Source organism: Vibrio phycocola (assembly GCF_053850235.1).
In genome coordinates, this window is sequence record NZ_JBSQDJ010000006.1 from 271,813 (window position 1) to 288,678 (window position 16,866).

The following is a 16,866-nucleotide window of genomic DNA, read 5'->3' on the forward strand; positions in this document are numbered from 1 at the left end:
TCATTTCATATTACACATAAGCTTCCAACTTTTGATCCACCTCTGGTACTTGTGCAATCGATTCGTTGAGTAAGCTTGAATACACACCATTGAGTTCAATAAGTTGACTGTGATTACCTCGCTCAACGATCTCTCCTTTTTCAAGCACCAAAATGGTATCGGAATGACGAACCGTACTTAAACGGTGTGCAATCGCAATCACCGTTTTTTCCTGAAATAGGCGATCCATCGCTTTTTGAATAGACTCTTCAGTAATAGAATCGACCGAGCTAGTCGCTTCATCTAGCATCATAACTTGTCCACCTTGCGCAACGGCGCGAGCGAAAGAGATCAGCTGAGTTTGGCCGACAGAAAGGTTGGACCCGTTTTTGTCCAACTGAAAGTCGTAGGTTGCAGGAAGTTGCTCGATAAAACTCTCTGCGTAGACATAACGAGCCGCTTGCTTAACGTCCTCACTTGAAATTTCAGATTTACCTAGTGAAATATTAAATTGAATGCTCTCTTCAAATAGGAAGACATCTTGCATCATCAGTGAAAATAGATGGGTCGAGTCTTCGATTGAAATCTTCGATAGTTCGATGCCATTGAGTAATATACTGCCTTCGTAGTCTTGATATGTTTTTGAAATTAAACGTAGGATGGTTGATTTTCCAGATCCTGTTGAACCGACTAATGCAATTTGATGGCCTTTTTCTAAGACAAATGAGACGTTCTTAAGGACATAAGGTAAGTCGTCGTTGTAACGGAAGCTGACGTTCTTAAACTCTAGGCTATTGAATTGGCTTAATACATCTCTCACTTTAGCGGAGGGGTGTAATTCTCGGCCTTCTTCTTCAGTCTCTTGAACAAAGAGTTCTTCAATATGGTCGAACGCGGCGAACGAGCTTTGAATAGACGCGATTTGTGAGGTAAAGTCGCGAATCGGGACGAAAACCTTCTCCAGTGTATTTATAAAGGCAATCAGTACGCCCAATGTTAGTGTGTTTTGCAGTACTTGCCCTGAACCATACCAAATCATCAACGCCATCGTAATTGACGTTACGCCTGAAATAAACGCAAACAATATCGCATCGTACTTATTCGCTTTCTTTTGTGCTTTCAAAAATTCGTCGTTATAGGTCTTGTACTTTTGTTCGACTTCTTCTTCTGCGCGATAGAGTTGAACGGTTTTAACACCGAGTAAAACTTCTTGTAAGAATCCAATTCCTCGTGCCAACGCAGAACGTGTGATTTGGTGCATTGCCCGCAGGCGGTTACGCACATACATGGTCAGATAGATCACCGGAGGCATGATAACTAAGACGATGAGAGTGAGTTTCCAGTCGATGAACAGCATCATAATAAGTAAGGCGATCGTATTGATTGAATCTTTCACTAGCCCAACAATAGACTGAACAAATGAATCACCAATGGTTTCAAGATCGCTGGTTAGTCGAGACAGCGTGACTCCGGTTGGAATGTTATCGAAATAACTGCGTGGTAATTTAAGTACGCGATCAAACAAGACCGAGCGCATATCGGTGACGGTGTATTGGCCAGTTTTGCGTAAATTATACGAATAGATTGAATCGACGACATAGTTAGCAACGAGTACGATCAGTAGATAACCGATGTGGAGCCACAATCCATCCATATTTTCATGGGTGAGATGAATGTCGATGACCTGGATGATCAACCAAGGAAACAGTAAGTTGGTGATCACAGAAAGAGGCAGCATAGCAATTCCAAGTACTGCGGATGTTTTGTATGTTCTCGCAAACTTAAAAAAGTGCTTTAGGTATTGAAGATCGTCCGTTTTTAACATGCTTCAGCCTCTGTTTCATTTTGCTGTAATAGCCAGGTTTCGTAATAATAAGGGCATGTTTTAAGCAGAGTAGCGTGGTCGCCTTTTGCGATAATCTTGCCGTGATTTAGAACGATAACTTCATCCATATATTCTAGAGCATTGACCCGATGAGAAACCACAAGTACCGACTGATTGGTGAGACGTTCAAACAAACCCTCTAGAATCTTACGCTCGGTTTCATAATCAACGGCAGAAAGCACGTTATCCATGATGATTAAATCACTCGTTTTAAGTAATGCTCTGGCAATGCTGAGACGTTGTTTTTGACCACCAGATAACATAATGCCTTTCTCACCGACGAGTGTTTGGTCACCTTTTTCAAACCGAGACACATCGCTAGCCAATTGGCTTAGTTCAAGCACTTCATTAATGTAGGACTTGTCGAAACCTTTATTGGCACTGCCAAAACGGATATTTTCTTCAATGGTTGCTGAGAACAAATAGGGGTCTTGGGTCACGGTTTTTATATAGCGGCGTAAATCGTTACGAGCAAATGTGGTGATGTCTTTGTTCCCGAGGAAAATAGTGCCTTCTGGAACATCAAGATGGTGATTTAAGCAGTTAACCAAGGTTGTTTTACCCGAGCCGATACTTCCAAGAAAACCTATTTTTTTTCCTGCCGGTATATCAAAACTGATGTTATCCAAAATTAACCGATCATCACCTTGGTACTTGAAGCTCAAATTACGCACCGAAAGAGTGTTGCCTTTTAATTCTTCTACCTCTGTTTGAGGAAGGTGTTGCGAATCTTGTTCAGGTACTTCTGCATTTAATATTGTTTGGACACTATCGATACCGACCATGCCTCTTTGATAAATCGTGGCAATTCTACCTAATTGCATTAACGGCATTGCGAGCAACACGGAATAGGCGAGAAAAGCGGTAATTTCTCCCAACGTTAACCGCTGGCTCATTAACAAGTAGCCTCCAAGCCCAAGGATCATGATTTTCATTAGGTTATTGGCGTAATCGAGAACCGGCATGATGAACACTTGGATGCGGGTTATTTGCATCCGACAGGTGAGCAACTGTTGATTCAGTTTTTCAGCCTCTACACGTACCCAAGGCGACATTTGTTGGCTTTTTATAAGGTCGATACCGGATAAAAAATTCATCAATTGAGCCGATAGATTTTGTAAACGGTGCATGTGTTCCATGTGCAATGTTTTCATTTTTCTAAAACCGACTCGAAATATCACGAATGCAATAACAATTGGGATCATAGAATAAAGAGTAAGCTCTGGTGAAATATGCCACATCCAGATTGGTGTAAATGAAAGAGCAAGCAGCGCATTAGATGTTTGAAGAAAGCCGGCCCCAAAGAACAAGCGAATCCCATTTAGATCGTTATTTATGATCGAAATAAGCTTCCCCGATGCAAATCGACCATGAAACCGATTAGGTAAGCGGTTGAGTTTATTTAGAAGAATATTTTTTAATGCCGCTTCGGTGATACGGCCTGGGTTGAGTGCATAAATACGTGAAAAAATTCGAACTATGATCATAGCAACCGACATCAATATGACGATTGATACATAGGTTATAAGCTGATCGTGACCCGTAACGGAGGCATCGTCGATCAAATCAATCGCCAATTGAATATAACGCGGAATTTCCACTTGCAACCAGTTAACAAGAATAATCAGAACAATTGCTAGTAGGTATGATGTGCGGTTCATTTGTAGAAAGTGGATGATGAACGCTTTTTTAGTCATGAGATTCTTTCTTACGTGGGTGTTCAATTCCATAATGAGCAATACAGGCTTTAACAATGCACTTACGAGGTTCGCCGATTTCTTCTAATGCATCTAGTAACCATTCAGGAATGCGTACTGGTCGAGTTTTAACGCCAGGTTTACGACCACAACCGGGTCTTGGTCCACCTCGGTTGCAGAAACGATGCTTTTTATTGTCGTGATCGTTCACAATCAGCTCTCATTATCAGTGTGATTTGAATAGTGTACACTTATCAAATATAAATGGCATCTGCTAATTATAAGAACGGTGTTTGCGTAGATCAGTGATGGGAAGATCTTAGGTTAATACCCTTATTAAAATGAATGGTATTACACTGGTCACGGTCTCGGACTAATTGTGTTTTCTTTAACCTATTTTGAGCTTAAGCTCTTAATGTGGTTATGCTAACAGTTGGCGACAACTACATTGATAAGTCCGTTACGAGTTTGCTTGATTGTGTGAAAAATGCCATCGTATTTTTCATCCTGCCCGACGGTACTTTCTGGTCTTAATTTAATTTTTAACCGGAAGCTAATTCATCATGCGTCAGTATATTAAATATATCATTCCGCTCCTCATCCCTTTGATAATTTTGCTATTACCTCAATCGGCATTTCCATTTGACGATATTACTGTTATCCAGCAGCGCGTGATTGCAATATTCCTACTTGCGGCACTTTGTTGGGTGTTTGAACCCATCCCCATTTATGCCACCTCCGTTGTCATTATTGTGCTTGAACTGATGCTCTTATCCGATAAAGGGATCATCTTTTTACGCAGTGGTGCCGGGGAGGCTGGGTTTGGCGATTTACTAAGTTACAAAGACATTATGGCCACCTTCGCAAGCCCAATTATTATGCTTTTTCTTGGTGGTTTTTTTCTTGCGATTGCAGCAACTAAGTATCGCTTGGATGTCAACTTGGCGAGAATTCTCCTTAAGCCGTTTGGTAAAGATCCGAAGTTCGTCATGCTTGGATTGATGTTGATTACCGGCGTTTTTTCAATGTTTATGTCCAATACCGCCACGACAGCGATGATGCTCTCGATTCTTACTCCGGTTATCGCCGTATTTGGGCCGAAAGACCCCGGGCGTGTTGCCTTTGCGTTGAGTATTCCAGTCGCGGCAAATATTGGTGGCATAGGTACGCCAATTGGCACGCCACCAAATGCCATCGCGCTAAAATATTTGGTTGATGACAGCTTGATCACCTTCGGAGAATGGATGGTTTTTGGTGTCCCGTTTGTGATTATTATGATGGCGTTAGCGTGGTTTCTAATCAAAAGTTTGTACTGTGCAGAACAGCAAACGATTGAGTTAAATATTAAAGGTAAGTTTTTAAAAACGCCTAAAGCAATTACGGTATATATCACTTTCGCAGGAACGATTTTGCTCTGGTTGATGGGATCAGCTCACGGTATGAACTCGTATACGGTCGCTTTAATTCCTGTTGCTGTATTTTCCATTACTGGAATTATCAATCGAGAAGACCTAAAGAAAATTTCCTGGGACGTACTTTGGCTCGTTTCGGGGGGGATTGCCCTTGGTTTAGCACTTGATAAAACCGGATTAGCCAAATCATTAGTTCACAGTATTCCTTTCGATGCTTATTCGCCCTATGTCGTGTTATTTGGAGCGGCCTTCCTTTGTTTGTTGATGGCGAATTTTATGTCTCATACCGCAACGGCAAACCTGTTAATGCCGATTATGGCTGCACTTGGCGCGTCTATGGTATCGCTGGATCCACTTGGTGGGGAAATGACGCTCATACTTGTGGTGACGTTTGCTGCTTCACTCGGTATGTCATTGCCTATCAGCACGCCACCAAATGCGTTGGCACATGCGACGGGGAACGTTCAAAGTAATCAAATGGCACAAGTCGGCGTTGTGTTGGGTGTTGTTGGGGTATTGGGCAGTTTTGTCTTAGTGTGGATTCTGAATATTGTGGGATTTATAGGTTAAGTTTTAAGGTATGGGTACAAGAAATAGCATGTAGAGCAACCGACAGTAATTGATTACCAATAGGGGAATGACATGGAAAAGCTAAATCTGATTTGTATTGATGATGAGCGAGAAGTATTGGATGCAGTATTGAATGATCTTGATAGCCTAAGTAGTTGGGTTTATATCGAGGATTGTGAATCTGCAAATGAAGCGTCGGAATTGATGGAAGAGCTGGATGCTGAAGGAGATTTTGTTGCGCTGGTTATTTCAGATCATATTATGCCAATTAAGACTGGTGTCGAGCTGTTAACCGAAATTTCTCAAGACGATCGCTTTCGTCAAACCAGAAAAATCTTACTTACTGGCCAAGCAACTCACAGCGATACCATTACCGCAATCAATCATGCTCGTATAGACAGCTACTTTGAAAAACCATGGACATCAGAGCAGCTAGTGGCTCGTGTGCGGACTCTAATCACCGAATTTGTTTTCGATAAAGGACTGGATTACAGCGATTATCAAATGGAGCTAGATCAAGCCGTCGTGTTGGATCGCTTGCGGTAATTCTTCTAACTCTTTTTGATTAGTTGCAGTCATTCATATAATCCCCAGCCCAATGGGGATGGAGATGCACTTACAATGAACGAACCGCTCTAGAGCCTTGGTCATAAAATCCCGAAAGGGTTCGCATTAATGTTGCGACATCTCCCAATTGGTCGTTAATGCCGATACGCTGAATAACATCGACGAGGCATTGCTCCCTGACATCTCGATATTGAATACAAAACTGTTCACCCGATTCGGTGACCTGATAAAACGTGTCTTTTCCTTGACGAATGCTTTTTACTAAGTCGAGTTTGACTAATTTTCTCACTGCATAAGACACTGTGTGAAGGTCATCGATGTTAAGCGTAAAGGCGACATCGGCTATGCGTTTTGGTCGATCGCGGTGGTATATATTGTGAACGACCAGAATATCAAGAGGGCTAAGCTCCGGCATGCCAGCGGTGGAACTGCACGATTGGGTCCAGCGCTGGAAAGCATTGTGCATCATAGTTAATGCGTATTCAAATTCACTCAAGGCCATCGCTTCATTACTGGCTAAATGAGATGAGGAAACTATCGGCAAATGTGGTGTATTTGAGTCGGAGTTACCCATTGTTGATTCCTTTATTATTGAGTCATACTCATTGGTAGCCACGTTACAATTTGAGGGAATACTGTGACTAATATTACGGCGAAGAGCAGAACGAAAAAGAAAGGTAATGCTGCTTTCGCGACGTAGAGTATATTTTTACCCGTTAAGCTTTGAATAACAAATAAATTAAATCCGACAGGGGGCGTTATTTGAGACATTTCCACCACGAGGACGATATAAATACCAAACCACAATGGGTCGATACCGGCTTGTGTCACCATTGGTAGTACTACTGATGTGGTTAACACGACAACAGAAATACCATCGAGAAAGCAGCCAAGTATGACAAACAGAATTGTAAGATAAAATAGCAGCATGAATGGAGACAGTTCGAGTAATCCTATCTGCTCAGCCAGCATTCTTGGGAGGCCAATAAAGCCCATTGCAACTGTTAGAAAGGCCGCGCCAGCAAGAATGAAAATAATCATACAGGATGTTCTTACCGCACCCATCAAGCTATCAGTAAAGGTATCCCAACTTAATGTTCGACTGGTAATGGCGAGAATGAGTGAACCAACGACGCCAAATGATGCCGCTTCGGTCGGGGTAGTGATACCACCATAAATAGAGCCAAGTACAAAGAGAACGAGACAACTGACAGGGACCAGTTTGATTAGCCCAGCCAGTTTATCGGCAAAGGTGTAACGAGCTTCTTCATGAGGAATGGTTGATTTGTGTTTGACCGACCAAAGCATGGTGTAGCCAACAAACAATAACAGCAACATGATTCCTGGGATAGCACCCGCTATGAACAAACGAGCGATGGATACCTCAGCGGATACGCCGTAGACAATGAGGATAATTGATGGCGGAATCAGCAGACCCAGCGTACCAGAACCCGCTAATGTGCCAATCGCCATTTTGTCGTCATAACCTTTTCGTTTAAGCTCTGGAAGTGTCATTTTACCAATGGTAGCCGCGGTGGCTGCGGATGACCCTGAAACCGCAGCAAAGATCCCACAGCTTAGTATGTTCACATGTAAAAGAGCACCTGGCACTCGGCTTAACCAAGGCGTTAATCCTTCAAAAAGATCTTTCGATAATCGAGTACGAAAGAGAATTTCTCCCATCCATATAAAAAGTGGAAGTGCAGCTAGAGACCAATCGGAAATGGCGCCCCATGTCGATGTTGAATATATAAGCCCAAAAGAGTCATTACCCAACAGCATCATACCTACGATACCAACAGAGATAAGAGACAGTGCAACCCACGTCCCGCTTGCAAGGAGAGTTAAAAGCAGGACAACTAAAATAATGCCAATGGATATTTCGCTCATAGAGAATCTCCTTTCTCAGAAGACAATTCGATAGGTTGGGATTCTGCGAGCTCTTCTTCGTCAGACTTTGGAATACGGTCGCCGTTATAAATATGTCTCACCGTTGTATCGACAATTGAAATGAAGAAAACAATTGCTCCGATAGCGACGGGAAGTTGAACCCACCAAAGTGGAATGGGAATATAGCCATGAGTGAGTTCTTCAAAAACCCATGATTCCCAGACCATATAACTTAGTTGATAACAGAGGTAACTTACTAAAATAGAAGCCAATACGAGAACAAAGCGTTCGATAGCAACATTGCGCTTTTCATCCAAACGATGAAGAAACAGCGTTACACGGATGTGTGAACCTTGGCGAAATGAATAGGCTAAAGCAAGGAAGCTGGAGGCGGCTAAAAGGTATCCAGCAAAATCATCACTCGACGGTATGACTATGCCAAACCATCTACCTATGACTCGAACTAATATAGTGATACAAATTAGTACGATACATAACCCTGACACTGCGCCTGCCATGGCATAGGTTTTATCAAGTATCCGTTGCATGTTCGAACTCCCTGTTCTCGCATTTTATGACTTAGTTTGAGATGAGAGACTATTTTTGATAGTCAGCTAAAATGGCCTTTCCGTTGTCTCCAGCTTCCTCGGCCCACTCTTTAGCCATTGTTTCGCCTACAGACTTAAGCGATGTCATCAGATCTTCCGTTGGCGCTGCCACTTCAATTCCGTTCTCTGCAAGGGCTGCAGTTTGAACAACAGTTTCTTTTTCTGCCATTTCCCAACCGCGAGTTTCCGCAAGCTCAGCTGTCGCCAGTAATTCGCTCTGCACTTCGCTTGGTAAACGTTTGAAAGCGCGTTTGTTAACAATAACCATGTTCTTCGGAATCCACGCTTGTACATCGGTATAGTTGGATAAATAGTCCCAAGATTGGCTATTTACACCAGTACTTGATGAAGTGATCATCATATCGACAATACCAGTGGAGAAGGCTTGCGGAATCTCAACGTTTTGTACGGTTGTTGGAGTCGCATCAAGCAATACCGCCAGGCGAGAGAGCGTTGGGCTGTAAGCACGCATTTTGGAGCCTTTGATATCGTCGACAGAGTTGACTGGTTTTTTACTGTAAATGCCTTGAGGTGGCCAAGGAACGGAATACAGTAACATTAAACCATCTTCGTCTAGTCTTGCTTCAAGAGCGGCTTTGGATGCGGCATATAAATCTTTAGCTTGCTCAAAGTTGGTCGCTAAAAATGGAATGTTATCAAGTTTAAAAATTGGGTCGCTATTCCCTAAGATACCAATGAAAACTTCGCCAATCGCGACTTGTTGAGTCCTAACTGCACGAGCAATTTCTGGGTGCTTGATTAGAGATGAGCCTGTATGTACAACAATCTCTAGTTCACCATTGGTTGCTTGTTTCACTTCGTTAGCAAACTGGACAATGTTTTGGGTGTGATAAGTCGCATCTGGATAAGGCGTTGCCATGTCCCAACGAGTTGCAGCGTAACTGGTGCTGCTCGTGAGAAGTGCAATCGCGATGAGAGATTTTTTCAATATTGGTTTGATCATAGCCTATTCCTCGAAAGTAATTCCATGGCACTGAAAATTGGATGTGGAGTAAAAATCACCTGAATATTCCATAACGCATAATAAATACTAGCTTGTTGCTGGAATAATCAACGAATTCAACTTTACCTTAACGGCATTTAAACAGTTTGACAACAATTAAAAAGTGATTAGGATTTAAAGTGCATACAAAATGTATTTAAAAGTGAATTGTATTATCATGGATGACGTTAGTTGAATAAGGAAGCTTGTTATGAAACTGAATTGTGACTTAGGTGAAAGCTACGGTTGTTGGACAATTGGCATGGATGACGCGGTAATGCCTTTTGTTGATATGGCAAATATAGCGTGTGGTTTTCATGCCTCAGACCCAGATGTTATGGGACGAACAATTAAAAATGCAGTGCGCCATGGTGTCTCGATCGGTGCACATCCTGGGTATGATGATAAGAAAGGATTTGGGCGCCGTTCAATTCCGCATACCCATGACGAACTCAAGAATTTAGTCGCTTATCAAGTCGGAGCAATGCTTGGTATGTGTCAGCTAAATGGGGCGAGTATGGATTACATCAAGCCTCATGGTGCTTTATACAATGACATGATGGCCAACGAGCGTGTATTTACCGCAATTGTTGAATCCATTTCAGAAGCGAATTTTTCAGTACCATTGATGATTCTGGCAAAAGCAGATAACCAAGCCTACCAAGCAATTGCAGAGTCTTATGGCGTAAAACTGCTATTTGAAGCGTTTGCTGACCGAGCCTATACCACTGAGGGCTTTTTATCATCACGTGAGATTGCTGGGTCGGTATATCACGATCCTCAGCTTATTATTGACCAGGTTAAGCAACTCACAGAACAAGGTACGGTGACAACCATTGATGGTCATACTTTGGCACTGCAAGCTGACACAATATGCGTTCATGGAGACAATAAAGAATCCGTGGCGACAATTGAAAAATTACGAAAAGCGATTCGTTGATGGAAATACAGGTTTCTCAAATATCGGAGACGAGTGTTATTGCCTATATTGGTGATGAAATCTCTCCAGAATTAGTAGACAAACTGTCATTGTTTACACAACGGGTTCATGCACAATTTCCTCTGCAAGTAACTGATGTTATTCCTTCATATACGTCAGTTTTGATTGAATTTCATCCATTAAAGTTGGCAGTTAGAGAGTTACTCGAATGGTGCGAAACCGAACTTGTGAATTTAGATCGAGATACGTCCCAAAACGATCTGAAAAATGTGGTAGAGCTACCCGTTTATTATCACCCAGAAGTCGCTCCAGACCTTGAGGCGCTCGCGTTTGCTAAAGGCCTTTCAGTTGAGGATGTCATTAATATTCATCGGCAGGCTGAATACACAGTATATGCGATAGGTTTTGCTCCGGGTTTTGCTTTTCTAGGATCGGTGGATGAACGAATTTCTGCTCCTCGTCATAAAGAGCCGAGACTCAAGGTTGCGAAAGGCAGCGTTGGTATTGCCGATTCGCAAACCGCTGTTTATCCACTGGAAACTCCTGGAGGTTGGAACATTATTGGAAATTGCCCGCTGGCGCTCTTTGATGTGAACAGTGATCCAATGATGCCATTTAATGTCGGTGACCGTATTAAGTTTTCTGCAATTAGTCGTGAACAGTTTTTGGATCTTGGGGGGATAATCTAATGGGATTAAAGGTCGTTGCTCCCGGTGTGTTGTCGCTAATTCAAGATCTAGGAAGAATGGGTGTTGCACGGCAAGGTTTGAGCGTCGGTGGTCCCGTCGATATGCATGCATTTTGTTGGGCGAATTATTTATTAGATAACTCAGCCAATACACCTGCTTTGGAAATCACGATGGGGGGAGCGGCTTTTAGCGCACTTTCCGACGTGATGCTGTCTATTTGTGGTGCCGATTTGTGTGCAAACGTTGACGGAAAACCGATAGGGAATTGGCGCTCATTTACCCTCCGTAAAGGTCAAACTCTTAAGCTGGGATACGCTAAAACAGGTATGAGAGCGTACCTTGCTGTGAGAGGTGGATATGATGTCCCGATGGTCTTTGATAGTGCGTCAACAGTCGTCAGGAACGGGATAGGTGGGTTAGCTGAACGTGCTGGAAAGGCGTTAGCGGTGAACGATATTCTACCTGTTAAGGCAAATGAACAAGCTATAAGAGATGATATCGATAATTGGGTACCACGTCGTTTTATTCCAAAGTATTCTGATTGCTTAAGCATTGGGGTTATTGAATCTTATCAAGCAGACAAGTTTTCTGTTGAGGCTCGATGTGCATTTTATGAGAAACCCTATATGGTGACTGATAAGATGGATCGAATGGGGATGAGATTAGAGGGGAATGTGGTTCAGTGTGATGTGTCGGGCATTATCTCCGAAGGCATTGCGTTAGGAGCTATTCAGTTTCCAGCCAATGGCCAACCGATTATCTTATTGAATGACCGTCAAACGCTCGGTGGTTATCCCAAGCTTGGCTGTGTTTCAAAGATGAGTTTGATGAAGTTAGCTCAAGCCAAGCCAGGAACGCGGTTAAATTTTTATCGAGCTGAAATTGAGAATGAATCTGATGCTTACCGCCAATTTATGACGTTTTTCGACCTTTAATTGCTACGACACGTTGATTTAATATTCACCTTTTGGTAAGCCGCGATGATCTTGCTCGCCATTATTGGGTCACTCTTGGCACTGCGATGATAGTGCAACAATATTTTATCTAAATATTGTTGCACTATTGCATACTGTTCGGGGCGATTAACCTGCCACATTCTACTTCCAACTAACGCTACGTCTGAGCCTGCTGTATCTATCTGCTTTTTAATTTTAATGACTTCATAGTAACGGCCGTTTTCTTCTAAAACGGTTTCGTCGATGAGCGATAAGTGGTGATGTCGTAACGTTTTTCGAACGTGAAATGCGTTGTTGACAGGGCACAGCAACAGCTCAATATTGTCGTATTGGGTGTTTTTTAGCAGAGCTTCTAGCATCGTGACCATTAAATCACCGCCAATACCAGCGATAATCACAAGATGGCGACCTGAAAAGGACTCTAAGGGCAGTTTGGCGACATCTGCACAATGAACTTGCCAGCGCTGGGAACAGTCGGGCAGGTGTCGCTTAAGTTTATCTTCAAGTTGTGCCATTAATTCAGGAACAATATCAACAAAATGCACCGTACTTGTGGAGCTTTTAGAGAGCAAATGTGAGCCTAGGTAGCCATGATCGCAGCAGCAATCCCAAATATGGTCATACTGTCCGTCTGTCATGGAGGCAAGTTGAGTTAAGCGAGTTCCGAGTTTCACATTCTGGGTCATATCGAGGATTAGATCATTAGTGTAACGGGTTTTGTTAGTGCTGCGAAGGCGTATTGAACTATGATAGGCTTGCCGTCTTGAGCATCACGAGAAAAATATGAATAAGGAAGTGATATGAATACCTCTCAAGCCAATAACCCGCTTCATGGCGTTACCTTAGAGATGATTGTAACGAGATTGGTCGAACATTTTGGTTGGAAACGCCTTGGTGAAATGATTCCGATTAATTGTTTTAATTCAAACCCATCAATTAAGTCGTCATTGAAGTTTTTACGTCGGACCGAATGGGCAAGAAACAAAGTCGAAGCAGTATATATCGAAACATTTCATTAGATTTACTGGGTAACTTACGTTGGAATCGTGATAATGAAAGATAAATCGAACGCCAATGGTGCTGCGCAGATTGAAAATCCTTGCATTCGGAATTGTTGTCTTGATCAACATGATATTTGTGTTGGTTGTTTTCGCAGTTACGAGGAAATTATTTCTTGGCACACGATGACGATCAAAGAAAAGCAATCAGTTTTGGTACTCGCTTCGACACGTAAACCAAATATGCGTTAGCGACTCATTTAATCGTTTAAAAATCTTATCTATTAGTATAAAGGCTTATTTGGAGCAAATATGTCGCAAACTAAAATTAATTCTCACGATGAATATTATGATCAGCGGTTTAATAGGCTCTGTTATTCAGAATTCGAATTTGAAGGTGTTACTTTTGAAGTTTGTGAATTTGTCGACTGTGATTTTTCTCAATCTACTTTTCTCAATTGTACATTTAATGAATGCAAATTTGTTAACTGTAATTTGAGTTTAGTGAATTTACCCGCGAGTCGTTTATTCGATGTTATATTCAGTGAATCAAAGTTGGTTGGTATTGATTTTACTAAGGTTGATTGGCCAACGTTTCATGTTGACTTTGAACTGCAGTTTTCCCGTTCAATATTAAACGGTATTTCTATGTTTGGTTTGACATTGAATCGATTGATCTTTGCTGAATGTAAAGTCATAGACGCCGATTTTCGAGAAGGAAACTTTGTCGATTCAAATTGGAAAGGTTGTGACTTTTCAAATAGCTTATTCATGAACACTAATCTGAAAAATGTCGATTTGAGCGAGTCATGTTATTACGACATCAATGTACTAAATAACCAAGTGGAGAATGCGGTATTTAGTCGTTTTGAAGCACTGAATTTATTGGAGAGCTTAGGAGTTAAACTCGTAGATTGAACTCATGCCATTTTTTATCTTAATTATAAATAGCCAGGTAATAGGGGTTTCTTCTGGCGTGAAATCACTTTATGTCATTATTATGTAAAAACTCAATAGGAATGATTGAGTAATGTCATCGATTTGTTAAGGGTTATTTGATCTTTGTCAGTATAAAATCAAACATTTTTGATGTCTCGGATATAAAACAAATAGAATAAAACCTTACCAATTCTATGATTTTGGAGTGTTAGTTTATGCATAAGCCAAAAATTCAGTCTACAATTATCCTCATATTTCTATATATTTAATCGTTGTTTTAAGGACGCCTACACCATGAAGAAATGGCTTTTTGCCATCGCTCTAATAGCGGTTTTTTTGGGCTTATTTACAGGATATTTCACAGGTTCAAAACTTGATGATGAAAGCCGAGTTTATGCTGAACGAGCGATCCCAGCAATTTCTCGTCGCTTTGATAGTAATAATTTCTTGCAATTTGCGAGTAGCCAGATTAAAGAACGCTATTCGATTAATGAACTTGATACCATGATGAACGATTATACGGAATTTGGAGATTTTGTAGAGTTTACTGGCTTGACAGGAAAAGCAGCTAGGGGGTTTAAATTTTGGGATACATCAGAGCATAGCATTACTGCCAAATATCAAGCGTATGTAGAATTTGAAGAGGCAACAACGGTTGTTGAAGTGGAATTGATCAAATCGATACGCGGCTGGTCAGTCTTAGATTTTAAGATTTTCCCTATAGAAGTTAACTAGTCGCGCATTCAATTATGAAAGGTGTCACTCTAGGTATCTTCATTAATAATTCTTTCCCTCTACTCATATTCATCGGTATCTGAAATCTATCTGTATTCATTTGATCCAGTCGGCCTTGGATGGCTTAAGCTATTTAAATTTATTGCTCATAAAAAATGAATGCGCGAGTTTTACTGATTGTTTCGAATAAATTAAGGCAGTATGGGTTAGAGAAATTAGAACCTGATCGGTTGCTCCATCAAATGTCGCCTCTTTGATATCAACTGTCCCATCACCACGCTCAATACCAAATGCCAAACCCACCCCAATATTCTTCGTTCCGATAATTACGCCGATGGGAAGCCGGGTAAATTCTGAAACTCCGTTTGATAACACTTGTGATGTTTTATCATGCCCAAACAGAAAGTCACGGTAAGGTGTGCTGGAGAAGTATTGTGCTATCTTACTGCCGTGATAAGGCGTACCAAGTGTTACGACACTTTTGCAGTTCGCTGGAGCTTGATATTCACCAAGGTATTGGTTAATGACAATACCGCCTAGGGAATGGCCTAGGAAGTATACGTTGTCGTGTTTAAGAGAGCAGCACAACGCATGTAAGCGGTCGAGAACTTTATGAGAATAGTGACGAGATGAATAGCCAAAGTTGTAGGTATCGTAACCGAGCTTCCGAAAACGTAATTCAATTACTCGCATCGCAGTTGGTGACATAAATAAGCCGTGGACAATGATAATCGCTTTTGACATTACAGATTGACCTACTGAAACTTGAATCAGAAAAGAAGATTTTAATAACGTTAGAATTTACACTGTGAATTAAAATTCCTCAATAGAACTACTGTCAGAAAAAATAGATTATTTACGGACAATTTGTACAACGCTTCCCTTCTTTATTTCGTTAAATCAAAGGGTTTGGTACTGAGGCGAGAGCCCAACCGCTGAAGTGCCATATCGTTTTGAGCATAGTGAACCAACAATAAAATTGAATTGAGCTAAAAGAGATTAATTCTCATTTAATAATTTGATAAAATGAGTCACGAATTTGTGATTGGAATTAAATGATGGACGAAATGGAAGCACCGCAATCAATTCATGCTAGACATCAACGTATACAGCGCGTGTTAGCATTCATCCATGCAAACATTTCTGAATCCATTTCTCTGGAAGAAATTGCGGTTCATAGTTGTTGGTCACGATGGCAATTGCAGCGTGTATTTCAACACCAAACAGGGATTGGTGTTGCAACCTATGTACGTGAGCTTCGTCTAAGTAATGCCGCAGAACGAATTCTCGATACGTCCGATAAAATTATCGATATCGCGTTTGAACATGGGTTTAATTCTGAGATCAGTTTTAGCCGAGCATTTAAGCAGATGTTTAACGTCAGTCCACGCGGCTACAGAAAAGCAGGAATCAGAACCGGATTACGTAAACCCTTGCATTATCCTACACGTCCACTCCAATATACGAAAACTGCTACCGCCTTGGTTGATGTCAGAATTAACAGTTCTCAAGCATTCTCAATGTTTGGCATCTGCGGAAAAATTAATGGTATTTTCGATAGTAACCCTGATTTCCACTTGCGAGTCCCGGAAATTTGGATTGAATTAAATCAATTGATCGATTGTCGACCTATAAACCACATCGGTGTGTTTGATTTAATTTCTAATGACCAAACCCAGATTAAGTATTGGGCAGGGATCGAGTTAGAATTATTCGAGGGTCTCTCGTCACCTGAATTAATGAGTTCGTTACATCGATTAGATATTCCTGCGCAAACCTATGCAGTGATCAAACATTCAGGGCCTATTCATGAACTTGCATCTTCGATTGAATGGGTATTGCTGCATTGGTTACCTAACTCTGGGTATACCGCAATTGATGGTTACGAAATAGAGAAATACCCAGCCAACTTTGAACAAAGTACACAAGAACACCTTCTGGAGTATTGGATACCGATTCAAGCATGCTAATGACTTTTGTTTTCAGTTATATGGGGCT

At 41.5% G+C, this 16,866-nt stretch carries 19 protein-coding genes; 10 read left to right on the forward strand and 9 right to left on the reverse strand.

From position 1 onward, the window contains the following. Positions 1–10: 10 nt before the first annotated feature. Genes ACWU4D_RS10240 through ACWU4D_RS10250 form a run of 3 tightly spaced genes read right to left on the reverse strand, consistent with a single transcriptional unit; the run spans position 11 to position 3,772 of the window. Entirely contained in the window at positions 11–1,804 is a 1,794-nt protein-coding gene (locus ACWU4D_RS10240) for an ABC transporter ATP-binding protein (protein WP_456051326.1), read from the reverse strand. After that, positions 1,798–3,561 carry an ABC transporter ATP-binding protein gene (locus ACWU4D_RS10245; RefSeq protein ID WP_456051327.1) on the reverse strand — a complete coding sequence of 588 codons (1,764 nt, stop codon included), beginning with the start codon at positions 3,559–3,561 and terminating at the stop codon, positions 1,798–1,800. The genes ACWU4D_RS10240 and ACWU4D_RS10245 overlap by 7 nt, the downstream gene beginning before the upstream one ends. Beyond that, positions 3,554–3,772, reverse strand: a complete 219-nt coding sequence (locus ACWU4D_RS10250; RefSeq protein ID WP_456051328.1) for a hypothetical protein — start codon at positions 3,770–3,772, stop codon at positions 3,554–3,556. Before ACWU4D_RS10250 ends, ACWU4D_RS10245 begins: the two co-directional genes overlap by 8 nt. A 352-nt stretch (positions 3,773–4,124) precedes the next feature. Here ACWU4D_RS10250 and ACWU4D_RS10255 point away from each other — a divergent pair, with 352 nt between their 5' ends. After that, positions 4,125–5,543 carry an SLC13 family permease gene (locus ACWU4D_RS10255; protein ID WP_456051329.1) on the forward strand — a complete coding sequence of 473 codons (1,419 nt, stop codon included), beginning with the start codon at positions 4,125–4,127 and terminating at the stop codon, positions 5,541–5,543. A gap of 72 nt (positions 5,544–5,615) precedes the next feature. Then, entirely contained in the window at positions 5,616–6,089 is a 474-nt protein-coding gene (locus ACWU4D_RS10260; protein ID WP_456051330.1) for a response regulator, read from the forward strand. Positions 6,090–6,159: 70 nt separating this feature from the next. On the opposite strand, the gene ACWU4D_RS10265 is transcribed toward ACWU4D_RS10260, so the two are convergent. Genes ACWU4D_RS10265 through ACWU4D_RS10280 form a run of 4 tightly spaced genes read right to left on the reverse strand, consistent with a single transcriptional unit; the run spans position 6,160 to position 9,572 of the window. Further along, a complete protein-coding gene (locus tag ACWU4D_RS10265; RefSeq protein ID WP_456051331.1) occupies positions 6,160–6,684 on the reverse strand; it encodes a winged helix DNA-binding protein in 525 nt (174 codons plus the stop codon). Positions 6,685–6,698: 14 nt separating this feature from the next. Beyond that, positions 6,699–8,000 carry a TRAP transporter large permease gene (locus ACWU4D_RS10270; RefSeq protein WP_456051332.1) on the reverse strand — a complete coding sequence of 434 codons (1,302 nt, stop codon included), beginning with the start codon at positions 7,998–8,000 and terminating at the stop codon, positions 6,699–6,701. Then, complete coding sequence (locus tag ACWU4D_RS10275; RefSeq protein ID WP_456051333.1) at positions 7,997–8,548, reverse strand: TRAP transporter small permease; 552 nt, start codon at positions 8,546–8,548, stop codon at positions 7,997–7,999. The genes ACWU4D_RS10270 and ACWU4D_RS10275 overlap by 4 nt, the downstream gene beginning before the upstream one ends. A gap of 49 nt (positions 8,549–8,597) precedes the next feature. Beyond that, positions 8,598–9,572, reverse strand: coding sequence for a TRAP transporter substrate-binding protein (locus ACWU4D_RS10280; protein WP_456051334.1), 975 nt, complete (start codon positions 9,570–9,572; stop codon positions 8,598–8,600). 250 nt (positions 9,573–9,822) lie between these two features. Here ACWU4D_RS10280 and ACWU4D_RS10285 point away from each other — a divergent pair, with 250 nt between their 5' ends. The 3 genes from ACWU4D_RS10285 to ACWU4D_RS10295 are packed head-to-tail and all read left to right on the forward strand — an operon-like array spanning position 9,823 to position 12,175. Beyond that, positions 9,823–10,551, forward strand: a complete 729-nt coding sequence (locus tag ACWU4D_RS10285) for a 5-oxoprolinase subunit PxpA (protein ID WP_456051335.1) — start codon at positions 9,823–9,825, stop codon at positions 10,549–10,551. Next, positions 10,551–11,240 carry a 5-oxoprolinase subunit PxpB gene (gene pxpB / locus ACWU4D_RS10290; RefSeq protein WP_456051336.1) on the forward strand — a complete coding sequence of 230 codons (690 nt, stop codon included), beginning with the start codon at positions 10,551–10,553 and terminating at the stop codon, positions 11,238–11,240. Before ACWU4D_RS10285 ends, pxpB begins: the two co-directional genes overlap by 1 nt. Next, entirely contained in the window at positions 11,240–12,175 is a 936-nt protein-coding gene (locus tag ACWU4D_RS10295) for a 5-oxoprolinase subunit C family protein (protein ID WP_456051337.1), read from the forward strand. The genes pxpB and ACWU4D_RS10295 overlap by 1 nt, the downstream gene beginning before the upstream one ends. Here ACWU4D_RS10295 and ACWU4D_RS10300 read toward each other — a convergent pair. Then, a complete protein-coding gene (locus tag ACWU4D_RS10300) occupies positions 12,172–12,882 on the reverse strand; it encodes a tRNA (adenine(22)-N(1))-methyltransferase (RefSeq protein ID WP_456051338.1) in 711 nt (236 codons plus the stop codon). The two genes, ACWU4D_RS10295 and ACWU4D_RS10300, sit on opposite strands and share 4 nt — an antisense overlap. A 114-nt stretch (positions 12,883–12,996) precedes the next feature. Here ACWU4D_RS10300 and ACWU4D_RS10305 point away from each other — a divergent pair, with 114 nt between their 5' ends. From ACWU4D_RS10305 to ACWU4D_RS10320, 4 genes are all read left to right on the forward strand, one after another. Continuing rightward, positions 12,997–13,215, forward strand: coding sequence for a VF530 family protein (locus tag ACWU4D_RS10305; RefSeq protein WP_456051339.1), 219 nt, complete (start codon positions 12,997–12,999; stop codon positions 13,213–13,215). A 33-nt stretch (positions 13,216–13,248) separates the two neighbouring features. Further along, complete coding sequence (locus ACWU4D_RS10310) at positions 13,249–13,446, forward strand: DUF1289 domain-containing protein (protein ID WP_456051340.1); 198 nt, start codon at positions 13,249–13,251, stop codon at positions 13,444–13,446. A gap of 60 nt (positions 13,447–13,506) precedes the next feature. Next, positions 13,507–14,112 (forward strand): pentapeptide repeat-containing protein, encoded by a 606-nt coding sequence (locus tag ACWU4D_RS10315; protein ID WP_456051341.1) that lies wholly within the window; start codon positions 13,507–13,509, stop codon positions 14,110–14,112. A 315-nt stretch (positions 14,113–14,427) separates the two neighbouring features. Beyond that, positions 14,428–14,868 (forward strand): hypothetical protein, encoded by a 441-nt coding sequence (locus tag ACWU4D_RS10320; protein ID WP_456051342.1) that lies wholly within the window; start codon positions 14,428–14,430, stop codon positions 14,866–14,868. A gap of 129 nt (positions 14,869–14,997) precedes the next feature. On the opposite strand, the gene ACWU4D_RS10325 is transcribed toward ACWU4D_RS10320, so the two are convergent. Then, positions 14,998–15,612 carry an esterase/lipase family protein gene (locus ACWU4D_RS10325; protein ID WP_456051343.1) on the reverse strand — a complete coding sequence of 205 codons (615 nt, stop codon included), beginning with the start codon at positions 15,610–15,612 and terminating at the stop codon, positions 14,998–15,000. Between the two features lie 314 nt (positions 15,613–15,926). Here ACWU4D_RS10325 and ACWU4D_RS10330 point away from each other — a divergent pair, with 314 nt between their 5' ends. After that, a complete protein-coding gene (locus ACWU4D_RS10330; RefSeq protein WP_456051535.1) occupies positions 15,927–16,838 on the forward strand; it encodes a helix-turn-helix domain-containing protein in 912 nt (303 codons plus the stop codon). Positions 16,839–16,866: the final 28 nt, after the last annotated feature.

Bases quoted from the DNA above. Each gene is read 5' to 3' on its own strand.
- ACWU4D_RS10240 (WP_456051326.1), bottom strand. From the start codon at position 1,804: ATGTTAAAAACGGACGATCTTCAATACCTAAAGCACTTTTTTAAGTTT.
- ACWU4D_RS10245 (WP_456051327.1), bottom strand. From the start codon at position 3,561: ATGACTAAAAAAGCGTTCATCATCCACTTTCTACAAATGAACCGCACA.
- ACWU4D_RS10255 (WP_456051329.1), top strand. From the start codon at position 4,125: ATGCGTCAGTATATTAAATATATCATTCCGCTCCTCATCCCTTTGATA.
- ACWU4D_RS10260 (WP_456051330.1), top strand. From the start codon at position 5,616: ATGGAAAAGCTAAATCTGATTTGTATTGATGATGAGCGAGAAGTATTG.
- ACWU4D_RS10265 (WP_456051331.1), bottom strand. From the start codon at position 6,684: ATGGGTAACTCCGACTCAAATACACCACATTTGCCGATAGTTTCCTCA.
- ACWU4D_RS10270 (WP_456051332.1), bottom strand. From the start codon at position 8,000: ATGAGCGAAATATCCATTGGCATTATTTTAGTTGTCCTGCTTTTAACT.
- ACWU4D_RS10275 (WP_456051333.1), bottom strand. From the start codon at position 8,548: ATGCAACGGATACTTGATAAAACCTATGCCATGGCAGGCGCAGTGTCA.
- ACWU4D_RS10280 (WP_456051334.1), bottom strand. From the start codon at position 9,572: ATGATCAAACCAATATTGAAAAAATCTCTCATCGCGATTGCACTTCTC.
- ACWU4D_RS10285 (WP_456051335.1), top strand. From the start codon at position 9,823: ATGAAACTGAATTGTGACTTAGGTGAAAGCTACGGTTGTTGGACAATT.
- pxpB (WP_456051336.1), top strand. From the start codon at position 10,551: ATGGAAATACAGGTTTCTCAAATATCGGAGACGAGTGTTATTGCCTAT.
- ACWU4D_RS10295 (WP_456051337.1), top strand. From the start codon at position 11,240: ATGGGATTAAAGGTCGTTGCTCCCGGTGTGTTGTCGCTAATTCAAGAT.
- ACWU4D_RS10300 (WP_456051338.1), bottom strand. From the start codon at position 12,882: ATGACCCAGAATGTGAAACTCGGAACTCGCTTAACTCAACTTGCCTCC.
- ACWU4D_RS10305 (WP_456051339.1), top strand. From the start codon at position 12,997: ATGAATACCTCTCAAGCCAATAACCCGCTTCATGGCGTTACCTTAGAG.
- ACWU4D_RS10310 (WP_456051340.1), top strand. From the start codon at position 13,249: ATGAAAGATAAATCGAACGCCAATGGTGCTGCGCAGATTGAAAATCCT.
- ACWU4D_RS10315 (WP_456051341.1), top strand. From the start codon at position 13,507: ATGTCGCAAACTAAAATTAATTCTCACGATGAATATTATGATCAGCGG.
- ACWU4D_RS10320 (WP_456051342.1), top strand. From the start codon at position 14,428: ATGAAGAAATGGCTTTTTGCCATCGCTCTAATAGCGGTTTTTTTGGGC.
- ACWU4D_RS10325 (WP_456051343.1), bottom strand. From the start codon at position 15,612: ATGTCAAAAGCGATTATCATTGTCCACGGCTTATTTATGTCACCAACT.
- ACWU4D_RS10330 (WP_456051535.1), top strand. From the start codon at position 15,927: ATGGACGAAATGGAAGCACCGCAATCAATTCATGCTAGACATCAACGT.